The sequence below is a fragment of the Nocardioides sp. BE266 genome (assembly GCF_031457855.1).
Lineage (GTDB): Bacteria > Actinomycetota > Actinomycetes > Propionibacteriales > Nocardioidaceae > Nocardioides.
Genome location: NZ_JAURTI010000005.1, coordinates 487,577 through 503,880, shown reverse-complemented (window position 1 = coordinate 503,880; position 16,304 = coordinate 487,577). Strand labels below are relative to the sequence as shown.

The 16,304-nt window shown below is 69.4% G+C and carries 11 protein-coding genes and 1 tRNA gene; 10 read left to right on the top strand and 2 right to left on the bottom strand.

The genetic code is table 11. The annotated features are described in order from the left end of the window. The first annotated feature begins 60 nt into the window (after positions 1-60). From gltB to J2X46_RS17770, 4 genes are all read left to right on the top strand, one after another. Entirely contained in the window at positions 61-4,602 is a 4,542-nt protein-coding gene (gene gltB / locus J2X46_RS17785; protein ID WP_310252911.1) for a glutamate synthase large subunit, read from the top strand. Next, positions 4,595-6,052 carry a glutamate synthase subunit beta gene (locus J2X46_RS17780; RefSeq protein WP_310252908.1) on the top strand — a complete coding sequence of 486 codons (1,458 nt, stop codon included), beginning with the start codon at positions 4,595-4,597 and terminating at the stop codon, positions 6,050-6,052. The genes gltB and J2X46_RS17780 overlap by 8 nt, the downstream gene beginning before the upstream one ends. A gap of 117 nt (positions 6,053-6,169) precedes the next feature. Beyond that, positions 6,170-7,618, top strand: coding sequence for a pyruvate kinase (gene pyk / locus J2X46_RS17775; protein ID WP_310252906.1), 1,449 nt, complete (start codon positions 6,170-6,172; stop codon positions 7,616-7,618). A 115-nt stretch (positions 7,619-7,733) separates the two neighbouring features. Then, positions 7,734-9,392 carry a methyl-accepting chemotaxis protein gene (locus tag J2X46_RS17770; RefSeq protein WP_310252904.1) on the top strand — a complete coding sequence of 553 codons (1,659 nt, stop codon included), beginning with the start codon at positions 7,734-7,736 and terminating at the stop codon, positions 9,390-9,392. A gap of 36 nt (positions 9,393-9,428) precedes the next feature. Here the strand turns inward: J2X46_RS17770 and J2X46_RS17765 are convergent, their stop codons facing one another. Next, positions 9,429-9,830: a hypothetical protein gene (locus J2X46_RS17765; protein WP_310252903.1), complete on the bottom strand. Its 402-nt coding sequence runs from the start codon at positions 9,828-9,830 to the stop codon at positions 9,429-9,431. Positions 9,831-10,201: 371 nt separating this feature from the next. Continuing rightward, positions 10,202-10,274 (bottom strand) — tRNA-Leu (locus tag J2X46_RS17760). Positions 10,275-10,314: 40 nt separating this feature from the next. Between J2X46_RS17760 and J2X46_RS17755 the strand changes: the two genes are divergently transcribed. The 6 genes from J2X46_RS17755 to J2X46_RS17730 all read left to right on the top strand — a co-directional run bounded on the left by J2X46_RS17755 (position 10,315) and on the right by J2X46_RS17730 (position 16,214). Beyond that, positions 10,315-10,959, top strand: a complete 645-nt coding sequence (locus J2X46_RS17755) for a response regulator (protein WP_310252901.1) — start codon at positions 10,315-10,317, stop codon at positions 10,957-10,959. Positions 10,960-11,244: 285 nt separating this feature from the next. Further along, complete coding sequence (locus J2X46_RS17750) at positions 11,245-12,360, top strand: branched-chain amino acid ABC transporter substrate-binding protein (protein ID WP_310252899.1); 1,116 nt, start codon at positions 11,245-11,247, stop codon at positions 12,358-12,360. A 100-nt stretch (positions 12,361-12,460) separates the two neighbouring features. After that, positions 12,461-13,432, top strand: a complete 972-nt coding sequence (locus tag J2X46_RS17745; protein WP_310252897.1) for a branched-chain amino acid ABC transporter permease — start codon at positions 12,461-12,463, stop codon at positions 13,430-13,432. Beyond that, positions 13,429-14,562: a branched-chain amino acid ABC transporter permease gene (locus J2X46_RS17740; protein ID WP_310252895.1), complete on the top strand. Its 1,134-nt coding sequence runs from the start codon at positions 13,429-13,431 to the stop codon at positions 14,560-14,562. The genes J2X46_RS17745 and J2X46_RS17740 overlap by 4 nt, the downstream gene beginning before the upstream one ends. Further along, positions 14,555-15,514: an ABC transporter ATP-binding protein gene (locus J2X46_RS17735; protein WP_310252893.1), complete on the top strand. Its 960-nt coding sequence runs from the start codon at positions 14,555-14,557 to the stop codon at positions 15,512-15,514. The genes J2X46_RS17740 and J2X46_RS17735 overlap by 8 nt, the downstream gene beginning before the upstream one ends. Further along, positions 15,504-16,214 (top strand): ABC transporter ATP-binding protein, encoded by a 711-nt coding sequence (locus J2X46_RS17730; RefSeq protein WP_310252891.1) that lies wholly within the window; start codon positions 15,504-15,506, stop codon positions 16,212-16,214. The genes J2X46_RS17735 and J2X46_RS17730 overlap by 11 nt, the downstream gene beginning before the upstream one ends. The last annotated feature ends 90 nt before the right edge of the window (positions 16,215-16,304 follow it).

Below are 16,304 nucleotides of genomic sequence, written 5' to 3'. Positions count from 1 at the left end.
GTAACGCCCACCCCTCTGCACGCCCCTGGCATGCGGAGATGACGACGGGAGAATGCCTCCATGCACGCATTCCCGCCGAGCCAGGGTCTCTACGACCCTCGCCACGAGAAGGACGCCTGCGGCGTCGCCATGGTGGCGACCCTGACGGGTGAGGCCAGCCACGACATCGTGGCCAAGGCGCTCACCGCCCTGCGCAACCTCGACCACCGCGGCGCCGCCGGCGCCGAGGTGAACTCCGGTGACGGCGCCGGGATCCTGCTCCAGGTGCCCGACGCGTTCCTCCGCGACGTCGTCGACTTCGAGCTGCCGCCGGCCCGGTCGTACGCCGTCGGCACGGCGTTCCTGCCCGGCGACGCCGACACCGTGGCCAAGACCCGCCAGCGGATCGAGGAGATCGCCGACGAGGAGGGCCTCGCGGTCCTCGGCTGGCGCGAGGTTCCCGTCGACGACTCCACGCTCGGCGCGACCGCGCGCAGCGTGATGCCCGCCTTCGCCCAGCTGTTCGTGGCCGGCAAGGGCGCCCGCGTCAGCGGCATGGGCCTGGAGCGGATGGCTTTCTGCCTGCGCAAGCGCGCCGAGTCCGAGACCGACGTCTACTTCCCGTCGCTCTCCTCGCGCACCCTGGCCTACAAGGGCATGCTCACCACCGACCAGCTCGACCAGGTCTTCCCCGACCTGACCGACGAGCGGATCGCCTCGGCGATGGCGGTCGTGCACTCGCGCTTCTCCACCAACACGTTCCCGAGCTGGCCGCTGGCCCACCCGTTCCGGTTCATCGCACACAACGGCGAGATCAACACCGTGATGGGCAATCGCAACTGGATGCGGGCCCGCGAGGCGCTGCTCGAGAGCGACCTGATCCCCGGCGACCTCGAGCGGCTCTTCCCGATCTGCACGCCCGGAGCGTCGGACTCGGCGTCCTTCGACGAGGTGCTCGAGCTGCTGCACCTCGGCGGCCGCTCGCTGCCGCACGCGGTGCTGATGATGATCCCGGAGGCGTGGGAGAACCACCGCGACCTCGACCCGCAGCGCCGCGCGTTCTACGAGTTCCACTCCACGCTCATGGAGCCGTGGGACGGCCCCGCGTGCGTGGTGTTCACCGACGGCACCCAGATCGGCGCGGTGCTCGACCGCAACGGCCTGCGCCCCTCGCGCTACTGGGTCACCGACGACGGCCTCGTCGTCCTGGCCTCCGAGGTCGGCGTGCTCGACCTCGACCCGGCCACCGTGGTCCGCAAGGGCCGCCTGCAGCCCGGCCGCATGTTCCTCGTCGACACCGAGGAACACCGGATCATCGAGGACGAGGAGATCAAGGGCCAGCTCGCCGCGGAGCACCCGTACGACGAGTGGTTGCACGCCGGCCTGATCCACCTCGACGACCTCGACGACCTCGAGCACATCGTCCACACGCACGCCTCGGTGACGCGGCGCCAGCAGATCTTCGGCTACACCGAGGAGGAGCTGCGCGTCCTGCTGAGCCCGATGGCCAACACCGGCGGCGAGGCGCTCGGCTCCATGGGCACCGACACACCCATCGCCGCGCTCAGCGACAAGCCGCGCCTGCTGTTCGACTACTTCTCGCAGCTGTTCGCGCAGGTCACCAACCCGCCGCTCGACGCCATCCGCGAGGAGCTCGTCACCTCGCTCAGCGGCTCGATCGGTCCAGAGGCCAACCTGCTGCAGCCCACCCCGGCCTCGTGCCGCCAGGTCGTGCTGCCGTTCCCGGTCTTCTCCAACGACGACCTGGCCAAGATCCGCCACATCAACCGCAACGGCGACATGCCGGGCTTCCAGGTCCACATCGTCCGCGGCCTGTACGACGTCGCCGGGGGAGGGGAGGCGCTCGCCGCGAAGCTCGACGAGCTGTCGGCCGAGGTCTCCGCCGCGATCGCCGACGGCGCACGCATCATCGTGCTGTCCGACCGCCACGCGACCGCCGACCTGGCGCCGATCCCGTCGCTGCTGCTCACCGGCGCGATCCACCACCACCTCGTCCGCGAGAAGACCCGCACCCAGGTCGGGCTGCTGGTCGAGGCCGGCGACGTGCGCGAGGTGCACCACGTGGCGCTGCTGGTCGGCTACGGCGCGGCCGCGGTCAACCCCTACCTCGCCATGGAGTCGGTGGAGGACCTCGCCCGCGAGGCCTACTACGTCAAGGTCGACCCGGAGAAGGCCGTCGCCAACCTGATCAAGGCGCTCGGCAAGGGCGTGCTCAAGGTGATGTCCAAGATGGGCGTCTCCACCGTCGCGTCCTACACCGGCGCGAAGATCTTCGAGTCCGTCGGCCTCTCGCAGTCGGTCGTGGACCGCTACTTCACCGGTACGACGTCGAAGCTCGGCGGCATCGAGCTCGCGACGATCGCCGAGGAGGTCGCGCGCCGCCACGCGGTGGCCTACCCCCGCGGCGGCATCTCGCCGGCGCACCGCGAGCTGACCATCGGCGGCGAGTACCAGTGGCGCCGCGAGGGCGAGCCGCACCTCTTCGACCCGGAGACGGTGTTCCGCCTGCAGCACTCGACCCGCACCGGCAGCTACGACATCTTCAAGCAGTACACCGACCGGGTGAACGAGCAGTCGCAGCGCCTGATGACCCTGCGCGGTCTGTTCACCTTCAAGGACGGCGAGCGCGCGGCGATCGACATCGACGAGGTCGAGCCGGTCTCCGAGATCGTCAAGCGCTTCTCCACCGGCGCGATGTCCTACGGATCCATCAGCAAGGAAGCCCACGAGACGCTGGCGATCGCCATGAACCGGCTGGGCGGCAAGTCCAACACCGGTGAGGGCGGGGAGGACCCCGACCGCCTGTACGACGCCGAGCGACGCTCGTCGATCAAGCAGGTCGCGTCGGGCCGGTTCGGCGTCACGTCGGAGTACCTCACCAACGCCGACGACATCCAGATCAAGATGGCCCAGGGCGCGAAGCCCGGCGAGGGCGGCCAGCTGCCCGGCCACAAGGTCTACCCCTGGGTGGCCAAGACCCGGCACTCCACGCCGGGTGTCGGCCTGATCAGCCCGCCGCCGCACCACGACATCTACTCGATCGAGGACCTGGCGCAGCTGATCCACGACCTGAAGAACGCCAACCCGTCGGCGCGCATCCACGTGAAGCTCGTCTCCGAGGTCGGCATCGGCACGGTCGCGGCGGGCGTGTCCAAGGCCCACGCGGACGTCGTACTGGTGTCGGGGCACGATGGCGGCACCGGCGCCTCGCCGCTCACCTCGCTCAAGCACGCGGGCGGTCCGTGGGAGCTCGGCCTGGCCGAGACCCAGCAGACGCTGCTGCTCAACGGGCTCCGCGACCGGATCGTGGTGCAGGCCGACGGCCAGCTCAAGACCGGCCGCGACGTCGTCATCGCCGCGCTGCTCGGTGCCGAGGAGTTCGGCTTCGCGACCGCGCCGCTGGTCGTCAGCGGCTGCATCATGATGCGCGTCTGCCACCTCGACACCTGCCCGGTCGGCGTCGCCACGCAGAACCCGGTCCTGCGCGAGCGCTACAGCGGCCAGGCCGACTACGTCGTGAACTTCTTCGAGTTCATCGCGCAGGAGGTCCGCGAGCTGCTCGCCGAGCTGGGCTTCCGCAGCGTCGCGGAGGCCGTCGGCCAGGTCGGCACGCTCGACGTCGCCGAGGCGATCGACCACTGGAAGGCCTCCGGCCTCGACCTCGCGCCGATCCTGCACCAGGCCTCGCGCCACGGTGAGTTCGGCCAGTTCGAGGACCAGGACCTGCGCAACACCAAGGGCCAGGACCACGGCCTCGACAAGGCGCTCGACAACGAGCTCATCGCCATCGCCGCACCGGCGCTGGAGTCCGGTGAGCCGGTGCGCGCCCAGGTCGCGGTGCGCAACGTCAACCGCACGGTCGGCACGATGCTCGGCCACGAGGTGACCAAGCGCTACCGCGGCGAGGGCCTGCCCGACGGCACGATCGACATCACGCTGACCGGCTCGGCCGGCCAGTCGTTCGGCGCCTTCCTTCCCCGCGGCATCACGCTGCGACTCGAGGGAGACGCCAACGACTACGTCGGCAAGGGCCTCTCGGGCGGCAGGCTCGTCGTACGCCCCGACCGGGCGGCGACCTTCACGGCCGGGGAGCAGATCATCGCCGGCAACACGATCGGCTACGGCGCCACCTCGGGCCAGGTCTTCCTCAGCGGCCGCGTGGGCGAGCGGTTCTGCGTCCGCAACTCCGGCGCCAGCGCCGTGGTGGAGGGCGTGGGCGACCACGGCTGCGAGTACATGACCGGCGGCGTCGTCGTCGTGCTCGGCCCGACCGGCCGCAACTTCGCGGCGGGCATGTCCGGCGGCTACGCCTTCGTGCTGGACCTCGACGAGTCGCGGGTCAACCCCGAGCTCGTCGAGCTCGCCCCCGTCGAGGGCAAGGCCGCCGACGAGCTCAAGGCACTCGTCGAGCAGCACGCCGAGGAGACCGGCTCGGCGGTCGCCGCCGAGCTGCTGGCCGACTGGACCACCGCGCTGGGCCGCTTCACCGAGGTGATGCCCAGCGACTTCAAGCGCGTGCTCGAGGCTCGCGAGGAGGCCCTGGAGGACGGCCTCAGCGAGGACGAGGCCGCCGCACGGATCATGGAGGTGCTGCATGGCTGACCCGAAGGGTTTCCTGAAGAACGGCCGCGAGGTCGCGTCCCGGCGCGAGGTCGCGGAGCGGGTGCAGGACTGGGACGAGGTCTACCCCGACGGGATCGGCCGCGCGCTGCTGCCGATCATCAACACCCAGGCCGGACGCTGCATGGACTGCGGCATCCCGTTCTGCCACCAGGGCTGCCCGCTGGGCAACATCATCCCGGAGTGGAACGACCTGGTCTGGCGTGACGACTGGGACGGCGCGATGGACCGCCTCCACGCGACCAACAACTTCCCGGAGTTCACCGGCCGGCTCTGCCCGGCTCCCTGCGAGACCGCCTGTGTCCTGGGCATCAACCAGGACCCGGTGACCATCAAGAACGTCGAGGTCTCGATCATCGACCGCGCCTGGGGCTCGGGCTACGTCCGGCCGCAGCCGCCGGAGTGGCTCTCGGGCAAGACGGTCGCGGTCATCGGCTCCGGACCGGCCGGTCTCGCCGCCGCCCAACAGCTGACCCGTGCCGGCCACACCGTGGCGGTCTACGAGCGGGCCGACAAGATCGGCGGGCTGCTGCGCTACGGCATCCCCGAGTTCAAGATGGAGAAGAAGCACCTCGACCGGCGCCTGGACCAGATGCGCCGCGAGGGCACCGTCTTCCGCGCGGGCGTCAACGTGGGTGGCGACCTCACCGGTCCGCAGCTGCTGGCCCGCTACGACGCCGTCGTGCTCGCCATGGGCGCCACGGACGCGCGTGACCTCCCGGCCACCGGGCGCGAGCTCGGCGGGATCCACCAGGCGATGGAGTTCCTGCCGCAGTCCAACCGCGCGTCGCTCGGCGAAGAGGTGCAGGACCAGATCGTGGCGACCGGCAAGGACGTCGTCATCATCGGCGGCGGAGACACCGGCGCGGACTGCCTCGGCACGTCGATCCGCCAGGGCGCGCGGTCGATCACGCAGCTGGAGATCATGCCCCGGCCCGGCGAGGACCGGCCCAGCAGCCAGCCGTGGCCGACGTACCCCATGACGTTCAAGGTCTCCTCGGCCCACGAGGAGGGTGGCGACCGGCTGTACGCCGTCTCGACGCAGGAGTTCGTCGGCGACGCCGACGGCAACGTCGCCTCGCTCAAGCTGGTCGAGGTCGACGCGAAGTTCCAGCCCGTCGAGGGCACCGAGCGCGAGATCCCGGCGCAGCTGGTGCTGCTCGCGATGGGCTTCGTCGGTCCCGAGAAGGCCGGCCTGATCGAGCAGCTCGGGGTCGAGCTCGACCAGCGCGGCAACGTCGTGCGCGACGAGTCCTACGCCGCCTCGGTCCCCGGCGTGTACGTCGCCGGCGACGTGGGGCGCGGCCAGTCGCTCATCGTGTGGGCGATCGCCGAGGGGCGCAGCGCGGCGGCCTCCGTCGACGCGTACCTCACCGGCTCGACCACGCTGCCCGCGCCGATCAAGCCGCACGAGCGCCCGCTCGTCGTCTGAGGTCCGGCACGCGAGCGGTGCGTGAGGCAGGTTCTTTGAGCAGAAAACCTGTCTCACGCACCGCTCATGTGCGGATGAGGTCGTTGGAACGATCCAAGACCCGCTAGGGTGAAGGACGTGCGTAGAGCCAAGATCGTCTGCACCCTCGGTCCCGCCGTGAACACCCCGGAAGGGATCAGGGCCCTCGTCGATGCCGGCATGGATGTCGCCCGGCTGAACATGAGCCACGGTCGGTACGCCGACCACGAGGCCGTCTACCGCCTGGTCCGCCAGGCGTCCGACGACACCGGGCACGCCATCGGCATCTTCGCCGACCTCCAGGGGCCGAAGATCCGCCTGGAGACGTTCTCCGACGGACCGGTCAAGCTCAAGAAGGGCGCCCGGTTCACCATCACCACGCGCGACGTCGAGGGTGACGTCGAGCAGTGCGGCACGACCTACAAGGGCCTGCCCGGTGACGTGAGCCCCGGTGACCCGCTCCTCATCGACGACGGCAAGGTGCGGCTCAAGGTCGTCGCCGTCGAGGGCCAGGACGTGATCACCGAGGTGGTCGTCGCCGGCAAGGTGTCCAACAACAAGGGCATCAACCTGCCCGGCGTGGCGGTGTCGGTGCCCGCGCTGTCGGAGAAGGACACCGAGGACCTGCGCTGGGCGCTGAAGCTCGGCGTGGACTTCATCGCACTGAGCTTCGTGCGCAGTGCGACCGACGCCGAAGACGTGCGCGCGGTGATGCGCGAGGAGGGCGTCTTCGTCCCCGTCATCGCCAAGATCGAGAAGCCCCAGGCGATCGCCAACATCGACGAGATCGTCGACGCCTTCGACGGCGTCATGGTGGCCCGCGGCGACCTCGGCGTGGAGTGCCCGCTCGAGGACGTGCCGATCCACCAGAAGCTGATCATCGACAAGGCCCGCCGCAACGCCAAGCCCGTGATCGTCGCGACCCAGATGCTGGAGTCGATGATCAGTGCGCCTGCGCCGACCCGCGCCGAGGCCAGCGACGTCGCCAACGCCGTGCTCGACGGCGCCGACGCCGTGATGCTCTCCGGCGAGACGAGCGTGGGGGAGTACCCCATCATCGCCGTCGAGACGATGGCCCGGATCGTGGAGTCGACCGAGGACCACGGCCTGAGCCACATGGCCGCCGTCACCTGGCAGCCCCACACCCGCGGCGGCATCATCGCCAAGGCCGCGGCCGAGGTCGCCGAGAGCGTGGGTGCGAAGTACGTCGTCGCCTTCACGACGAGCGGTGACTCCGCCAAGCGGCTCTCGCGCTACCGCGGCCCGATCCCGATCCTCGCCTTCACGCCGCAGGCGCGCACCCGCTCGCAGCTCGCGCTGACCTGGGGCGTGGAGACCTTCCAGGGAGCGGAGGTGGAGCACACGGACGAGATGGTCCGCCAGGTCGACGAGTCGCTGCTCCACATCGGCCGGGTCAGGGAGGGCGACCTCGTGGTCATCATCGCGGGCAGCCCGCCCGGCATCCCCGGCTCCACCAACGCGCTCCGCATCCACCGGATGGGCGACGCGATCAACGAGGCCGCGCCGGCGTACCGCCGCGAGCGCTGACCTCTCGCGGCTTCCTGCCCCGAAACCCCTCAGGTCGGGGCCTGTCCGGGCGATGGGTGGAGCGGTGACCTGACGACACGGACGTCAACGGCGCCGCGAGCCACTCGGAGAACAGTTGAAGACGTCGAACCGCCCTGCCCTGCGTGACCTGAGGATCGGGGTACGTCTCACGGCTGCCTTCGCGGCCTGCGGCCTACTCGTCGGCCTCGCCGCCTTCCTGGGCCTCTCGGCCCAGAGCAAGGCCGACGGGATGCGTGACCAGCTCGAGGAGGTCGCCTCGCACCGAGCCCTCGCCGACCTGATGCTGATCAACATCAACGACATCACCGGCTGGCAGGGCCTTTACCTCGCCGACGCCACGGCCTTCGGCGTCGAGGCGGCGCTGTCCTCCGACGGCTACAACCGCGAGGGCTACCTGAAGAGCAAGGACGCCATCGAGGCGATGTTCGCCGACGTCGACACGACCGGTCTGACGGGGGAGCAGAAGGACCTCCTCGCCAGCACCGAGGCGAACTTCCAGCAGCTCTTCGCCGAGGACGACTGGGTCGTCGAGCGACTCCAGGCCAAGGGCCTCGACGCCATGCCCCAGATCATGAACAGCATCAACGGCGGCTCCGCGGGCGAGGCCTGGACCGCGGTGTACGACGACATGAGCGCGTTCGGTGACTCCCTCGAGGCCCGCGACAAGGCCCTCCGGGCCGACCTCGCCGTGGTCTCGCGCAACGGTCACCTGATGGTCTACGCCGGCCTCGTGCTGGTCGTGCTCGCCGGCACCGCCGTGGTCGTCTCGGTCACCCGGTCGATCACCCGACCGCTGGCGCGCGCCGTTGCCGTGCTCCAGGCTGTCGCGGCGGGACACCTCGACCAGCGGCTCGAGGACGACCGAGGGGACGAGATCGGCCAGCTGGCGACCGCCCTCAACAGCGCCGTCTCCAACCTCGGCGGCGCCATGTCGGAGATCGCCGGCACCGCGATCCAGCTGGCCGGCGCCTCGGAGGAGCTGTCCGCCGTGTCGGGCCAGATGACCAGCTCCGCGTCGGACTCGTCCGCGCAGGCGGCGCTCGTGTCGTCCGCGGCCGGCCAGGTGTCGAGCAACGTGCAGACCGTCGCCGCGGCGACCGAGCAGATGGGTGCCTCCATCCGCGAGATCGCCGTCAACGCCAGCAACGCCGCGGGTGTGGCCGCGCGCGCCGTCGTGGCGGCCGAGTCGACCACCGCGACCGTCGCCAAGCTCGGCGAGTCGTCGACGCAGGTCGGCAACGTGGTCAAGGTGATCAGCTCGATCTCCGAGCAGACCAACCTGTTGGCCCTCAACGCCACCATCGAGGCCGCCCGTGCCGGCGAGTTCGGCAAGGGCTTCGCGGTCGTGGCCAACGAGGTCAAGGAGCTCGCGCAGGAGACCAGCAAGGCGACCGGCGACATCGACCAGCGCATCCGGGCCATCCAGGCGGACACCCAGGAGGCCGTCACGGCCATCTCCGAGATCGCCCAGATCATCGCCCAGATCAGCGACACCCAGAACGTGATCGCCTCCGCCGTCGAGGAGCAGACCGCCACGACCCAGGAGATGACCCGCTCGGTCGCCGACGCCGCCGTCGGCTCCACCGACATCGCCGAGAACATCACCGGCGTCGCCCGCACCGCCTCGGACACCCAGGCGGCCGCCGGCAGCACCAGCTCGGCGGCCGAGGAGCTCTCCCGGATGGCCCAGCGCCTCCAGGGCCTGGTCGCGCAGTTCCAGTACGACGCCCCAGCTGCGGCCGCCTCCGCCTGACCGCAGGCCCGCGCCGGCCCCCCTGGCCGGCGCGGGCTACGCCTTCGGTCCGATCAGGGCGTCGAGCCTGCCGACGGCAGCTCGCCGCGAGACCGACACGGTCCATGGACCCGACCGTCGCCACTCGACCTCGGCCAGGTCCAGTGCCCAGCCGCACAGCACGAGGATGTCCTCGGACCGGTTGGAGAACTGCCAGCGCGGGTAGTCGTAGCGACGCTTCTCGCCGGCGACCACCCGGGTGGCCCAGTTATTCACGCGCGCACCGTCCGAGTGGAAGAGGCCACGCAGGAAGCCGGCCGGGAACGCCCGCACGACCTCCTCCTGCCAGGGCTCGAGGACGATGCTGCGCTCGTGCTTGCGTCCAGAGCCGTGCTGCGGGAACAGACACGGCCAGTGCTTCCAGGTGTTCTGCACGACCAGCGTTCCCGGCGCACGCACGTGGGTAGCGCGGCCTGCCGGATGAACTGAGGTGATGAGTCGGTCGACGTCATGAATCACGCTCGGCCATGCCGGATCGCACGAGACCCTCAGTGTGGTGTGCGACTGATGGCGCGAGATGCAGCCGTCGCCCAGGTAAAACCCGAGGAGGGTTGCGTAGTCGCCACCTCGAACCGGGCACGCCCCGGCGCAGCGACAGCACTGGCTCGCCAGTGAGTCCGGATCTCGCGACCAGGCGCGAATAGTGGAGCGGGCGATTCCTGTCGCCCTGCTCGCGGACGACAGAGCGGCACCTTCGCTGAGGAGCGTGAGAGCCCGAGCCCGGTCCGCTGGTAGGTACATGTCGTCAGCGTGGAGGAGCCCTCCGACAGTGCCCCGGGTGAGATTCGAACTCACACTGAATGCTGTTTGAGAGCATCGCCTCTGCCGTTGGGCTACCGGGGCCCGAAACGCGGGGAAACCGTACCCGACTAGCCTTACCGTCGTGACGCAGCCTGCCCCCGACCCGGTCGACTCCAGCACCGCTCCCGACGGCGTACGACGTGTGGTGATCGCCGAGGACGAGGCGCTGATCCGGATGGACCTCGCCGAGATGCTGGGCGAGGAGGGCTACGAGGTCGTCGGCCAGGCCGGCGACGGCCAGAAGGCGATCGAGCTGGCCCGTGACCTGCGGCCCGACCTGGTCATCCTCGACGTGAAGATGCCGGTCCTCGACGGGATCGCGGCCGCCGAGGTGATCGCCTCCGAGCGGATCGCGCCGGTCGTCATCCTCACCGCCTTCTCGCAGCGCGACCTGGTCGCGCGGGCGCGCGACGCCGGGGCGATGGCGTACCTCGTCAAGCCGTTCCAGCGCGGCGACCTGGTGCCGGCGATCGAGATGGCGGTCAGCAGGTACGCCGAGATCACCGTGCTCGAGCGCGAGGTCTCCGACCTCCAGGAGTCGTTGGCGACCCGGAAGTCCGTCGACCGCGCCAAGAGCGTGCTGCAGGAGAAGCTCGGGCTGAGTGAGCCCGACGCGTTCCGCTGGATCCAGAAGACCGCCATGGACCTGCGCCTGTCGATGCGGCAGGTGGCGGACGGCGTGGTCGAGCACGGAGTGGCCGGCCTCGGCCAGGGCGACGGCGCCTGAGCCGCCACCACCTGGTGGCGCCCAGTGCGCGCCTCGCAGCAGATCTCGCGGCGAACCGATGGCGGCACCGCGGAAACCGTTGATGACACCGCAGGTTTCGGTTCTGTTTCCGGTACAGACCGCTTGGTCACGAAACGGCAACGGCCATCAAAACCCGGCGTGCAATCGTGTCCCGCGCCACATTCATGGTGTTAGGTTCCCCGCACGAGGCTGCCGAGGTGGACAGCCCATAGAACTACGGAGGGATCCATGATCCGCTCATCCAGGACGTGGCAGGCTGTCGCGTTGTCGGCAGTTGCCGGTCTGGCGCTCACCGCGTGTGGCACGACCGACACCGGTGGGGGCGACGCTTCGGGCGACGACTGCAGCTTCAAGATCGGTGTGATGGGCGCGCTGTCCGGCGCGAACGCCAGCATCGTCCTCCCGTCCGTCGACGGCGCCGAGCTGGCGCTGAAGCAGTGGGACAACGAGGACTGCGACGTCACCATCGAGAAGTTCGACACCGAGGGCGACCCGGCCAAGGCGACCCCGGTCGCGACCCAGATCGCCGGTGACGACTCGTTCATCGGTGTCATCGGTGGCGCGTTCTCCGGTGAGACCCGCGCGACCAAGGCCATCTACGGCGACGCCGGCGTGACCATGATCAGCCAGTCCGCCACCGCGACCGACCTCACCCAGGACGACCCGTCGCCGGTCTTCCACCGCATCGTCCCCTACGACGACTACCAGGGCGCGGCCATCGCCCAGTACCTCACCGACGAGCTCGGCGCGAGCAAGGTCTTCGTCGTCGACAACTCCGAGGCCTACGGCGAGCCCCTGGCCGACCGCGTCGAGGAGACTCTCGGCGACGCGATGGTGCAGCGTGACAAGACGCAGGTCGGCCAGACCGACTTCGCCCCGACCATCTCCAAGATGGAGTCGGCCAAGCCCGACGCCGTCTTCTACGGTGGTTACATCGCCGAGGCCGCGCCGCTGCTCAAGCAGATGCGCGACGCCGGCATCAAGGCCCCGTTCATCGGTGGTGACGGTCTCTACGGCTCCGACTTCGGCAACGCCGTCGGCGACGCCGGCGAGGGCGCCATCGTGATGTGCCCCTGCGCGCCGATCGAGGAGGACAGCACCTTCGCTGCCGACTACCAGGACGAGTTCGGCTCGGCTCCGGGTGCGTACGCCGCTGAGGGCTTCGACGCGATGAGCGTCTTCCTCGCCGCGCTCGACGACGGTGCTCGCACCCGCGAGGACGTCGAGTCCTTCGTCGACGGCTACACCGGCGACGGCCTCAGCAAGGAGATCTCCTTCGACGAGAACGGCGACGTTCCGAAGGACAAGGTCTCCTACTGGGCCTACAAGAACGAGGGCGGCACGCTCGTCCCCGACGTCGAGGTCAGCCCCGCCAGCTGATCCTCACGGATTGACCATGCACAACGGGGGTGGTCGGGCCTTGTGCCCGGCCGCCCCCGATCCATGGCCCTGACCGGGCCGCAATCCAGGAGGGCCCTGAGTGGACTTCGATGCCCTGATCAACGGGTTGGACCGTCACACACTTGACGGCATCACCCGCGGATCCATCTACGCGCTCGTCGCGCTCGGTTACACGATGGTGTACGGCGTGATGAAGCTGATCAACTTCGCGCACTCCGAGGTGTTCATGGTGGGCACCTGGGCGACGCTCGGGACCTACACCGTCATCGGTGCCACCGCCGGCCAGGGCCTCGGCATGATCATCGGGGCCACGTTGCTGGCCCTGCTGGCAGCCATGCTGGCCTCGGCAGGAACAGCCCTCGCCGTCGAGCGGATCGCCTACCGACCGCTCCGCAAGAAGGGCGCTCCGCCCCTCATCTTCCTGATCACCGGCATCGGCTGCTCGATGGTCCTCGTCGAGACCTTCGGCCAGGTGCTCCGCGTCTTCTTCGGCCCGCCGTTCGGCCGCGTGCTGGTCAACGTGCCGGCCGTGCTGCCGACCAAGACCGTCTTCACCATCCCGGGCCTCGACCTCGCGATCACCAACACCCGGCTGATCATCATCTTCGGCGCCATCGCGATGATGGTCGCGCTCGACTTCTTCGTGAACAAGAGCCGCCTCGGCCGCGGTGTCCGCGCCGTGGCGCAGGACCCCGACACCGCGTCCCTGATGGGTGTCAACCAGGACCGCGTGATCATGCTGGTCTTCGTCCTCGGTGGCGCGATGGCCGGTGTGGCCGCGCTGCTGTTCACGATCCAGTACGACAGCACGAAGTTCGACATCGGCTTCATCATCGGCGTCAAGGCGTTCACCGCCGCGGTGCTCGGCGGTATCGGCAACCTGCGCGGCGCCCTCATCGGCGGCCTGGTGCTCGGCGTCGTCGAGGTCTACGCCTCGACGATCTGGGACTCCAGCTGGGCCGACGTCACGGCCTTCGTGGTGCTGGTGCTCGTGCTGATGTTCCGGCCCACCGGCTTGCTCGGTGAGTCCCTCGGAAAGGCGCGCGCATGACGATCATCACCCAGCACACGAACCGGCTGCGCGACCGGCTCGACGGCGTACCGACCTGGGCCCGTGCCCTCGGCATGCTGCTCGTGGTCGCCTTCGCGTTCTACCTGCCGTACCTCAACATCCTGCCCTTCGCCTACATCCGGACCGACCTGTCGGCCACCGGCACCGACTGGGCGAGCGTGCTGTTCCTCGTGGTCGTCTACATGATCGTCGCGGTCGGCCTCAATGTCGTGATCGGCCTGGCCGGCCTGCTCGACCTGGGCTACGTCGGCTTCTACGCGCTCGGCGCCTACTCCGTGGCGCTGTTCGGCTCGACGTCGTCGCCGGTCGTCGAGGCCATCCAGTCGAAGTTCGGCCTCTCGGAAGAGTGGGCGGTCCCGTTCGCGATCTGCGTCCCGATCGCCATCGCGATGGCACTCATCGCCGGCGTCATCCTGGGTGCGCCGACCCTGCGGCTGCGTGGCGACTACCTCGCCATCGTGACCATGGGCTTCGGCGAGATCATCCGCATCTGCGCCCGCAACCTCGACAACGTCACCAACGGTGCTGCCGGCATCACCAACGTGCCGGTGCCACCCGGCCCGGAGATCGACGGACGCCCGTTCTTCAACGTCTCCGAGCCGGAGCGCTGGTACTGGCTGGCCCTGGTCGTGCTGATCATCATCATCTGGCTGGCCCGGCGGCTCGAGAACAGTCGCGTCGGCCGCGCCTGGCTCGCGATCCGCGAGGACGAGGATGCTGCCGCGATCATGGGTGTGGCCGCGTTCAAGTACAAGCTGTGGGCCTTCGCCATCGGCGCCTCGCTGGGCGGCATGGCCGGGCTGCTGTTCGGCAGCAAGCAGCAGTACGTCGAGCCCAACGGCTTCATGCTCAACCTGTCGTTCCTGTTCGTGGCCATGGTGGTCATCGGCGGCTCGGGCAACATCCTGGGCGTGCTGATCGGCGCCTTCCTGCTCACCTACCTGCCGGAGCGGTTCCGCGAGTTCCAGGAGTGGCGCCCGTTCGCCTTCGGCGTCGCCCTCGTCGCGGTGATGATCCTGCGCCCGCAGGGCTTGGTGCCGAGCAGACGAAGGGCCCGAGAATTCGCCGACCGCAAGGTCGAAGCCGAGGAGGCTGCAGCTGATGCCTGACGACGACAAGGTCACCGCGACCGCCGCCGACAAGGCGACCGAGACCACGGTGGCGCCTGACACCTCCGACCACGACCTGCTCAGCATGGACGTCGGCCAGGAGGGGGAGACGCTCCTGGAGATCGACCACGTCACGCTCCGCTTCGGTGGTGTGGTCGCGCTCAACGACGTCGACTTCTCGATCAAGCGGGGCGAGATCCTCGGCCTGATCGGGCCCAACGGCGCCGGCAAGACCACCTGCTTCAACGTGATGACCGGCGTCTACACGCCCACGTCGGGTGAGGTGCGCTTCAACGGCAAGGCGATCAGCGGCAGCAAGCCGCACAAGATCAACCAGCTCGGCATCGCGCGCACGTTCCAGAACATCCGTCTCTTCCCGGAGATGTCTGCCCTGGAGAACGTCATGGTCGGGTGCGACGCCCGCCACAAGACGAGCGTGCTCGGCGCGCTGTTCCGCGCCTACCGGATCCGCCCCGAGGAGCACCAGCTCCCGGAGAACCCGCTGAGGCGCAGCTTCGCCAAGGTGTTCGGCATCAGCCGCCACACCCTGGAGGAGCGCGGCGGACGTGAGCGCAGCATGGAGCTGCTGAAGTTCGTCGGCATCGCCGACCGCGCGCACGAGTTGTCCCGCAACCTGCCCTACGGCTACCAGCGACGCCTCGAGATCGCGCGTGCGCTCGCCACCGAGCCGCAACTGCTGTGCCTCGACGAGCCGGCAGCCGGTTTCAACCCGGCGGAGAAGGAGGACCTCATGGACCTCATCCGCCGCATCCGCGACCTGGGGCACACGGTCCTGGTCATCGAGCACGACATGAAGCTGGTCCTCGGCGTGACCGACCGCATCGTGGTGCTCGAGTTCGGCCAGAAGATCGCCGAGGGCACTCCCGAGGAAGTCGCCCGCAACCCGAAGGTCATCGCCGCCTACCTGGGAGAGCCCGACGATGCTGCTTGAGCTGAACGAAGCCGTCCTCAACTACGGCAAGATCCAGGCCCTCCACGGCATCAGCGTGCAGGTCAACGAGGGCGAGGTCGTCTCGCTGATCGGCGCCAACGGCGCCGGGAAGACCTCGACCATGCGTGCGCTGTCCGGCGTGCGTGGCCTGGCCTCGGGCACGGTGGTGTTCGACGGCGAGGACGTGACCAAGCTGCGTGCCGACCAGCGGCTGCGCAAGGGCCTCGTGCTCTGCCCCGAGGGCCGAGGGATCTTCCCCGGCATGACGGTCACCGAGAACCTCAACATGGGCGCCTACACCCGCAAGGACAAGGCGGCCATCGACGAGGACTACGACCGGGTGTTCGGACTCTTCCCGCGTCTCCTCGAGCGCAAGAAGCAGGTCGCGGGCACCATGTCCGGCGGTGAGCAGCAGATGCTGGCGATCGGTCGCGCGCTCATGTCGCGGCCCAAGCTGCTCATGCTCGACGAGCCGTCGATGGGCCTGGCGCCGATGCTGATCCAGCAGATCTTCGACATCATCACCGAGATCTCGCAGCAGGGCACCACGATCCTGGTCGTCGAGCAGAACGCCAAGCAGGCGCTCTCGCGCAGCGACCGGGCCTACGTCCTGGAGACGGGGAAGATCGTCAAGACCGGCACCGGTACGGAGCTTCTTGACGATCCCTCGGTGCGAGAGGCCTACCTCGGCGTAGCCTGATCCGGCATGGCGTGAGAGAGGGGCCGGGCGGTAGGGTTTCGCCCGGTGTGGTGGTGCCGCAAATGGGTCGGCAGGGGGCCACTGTGGGTG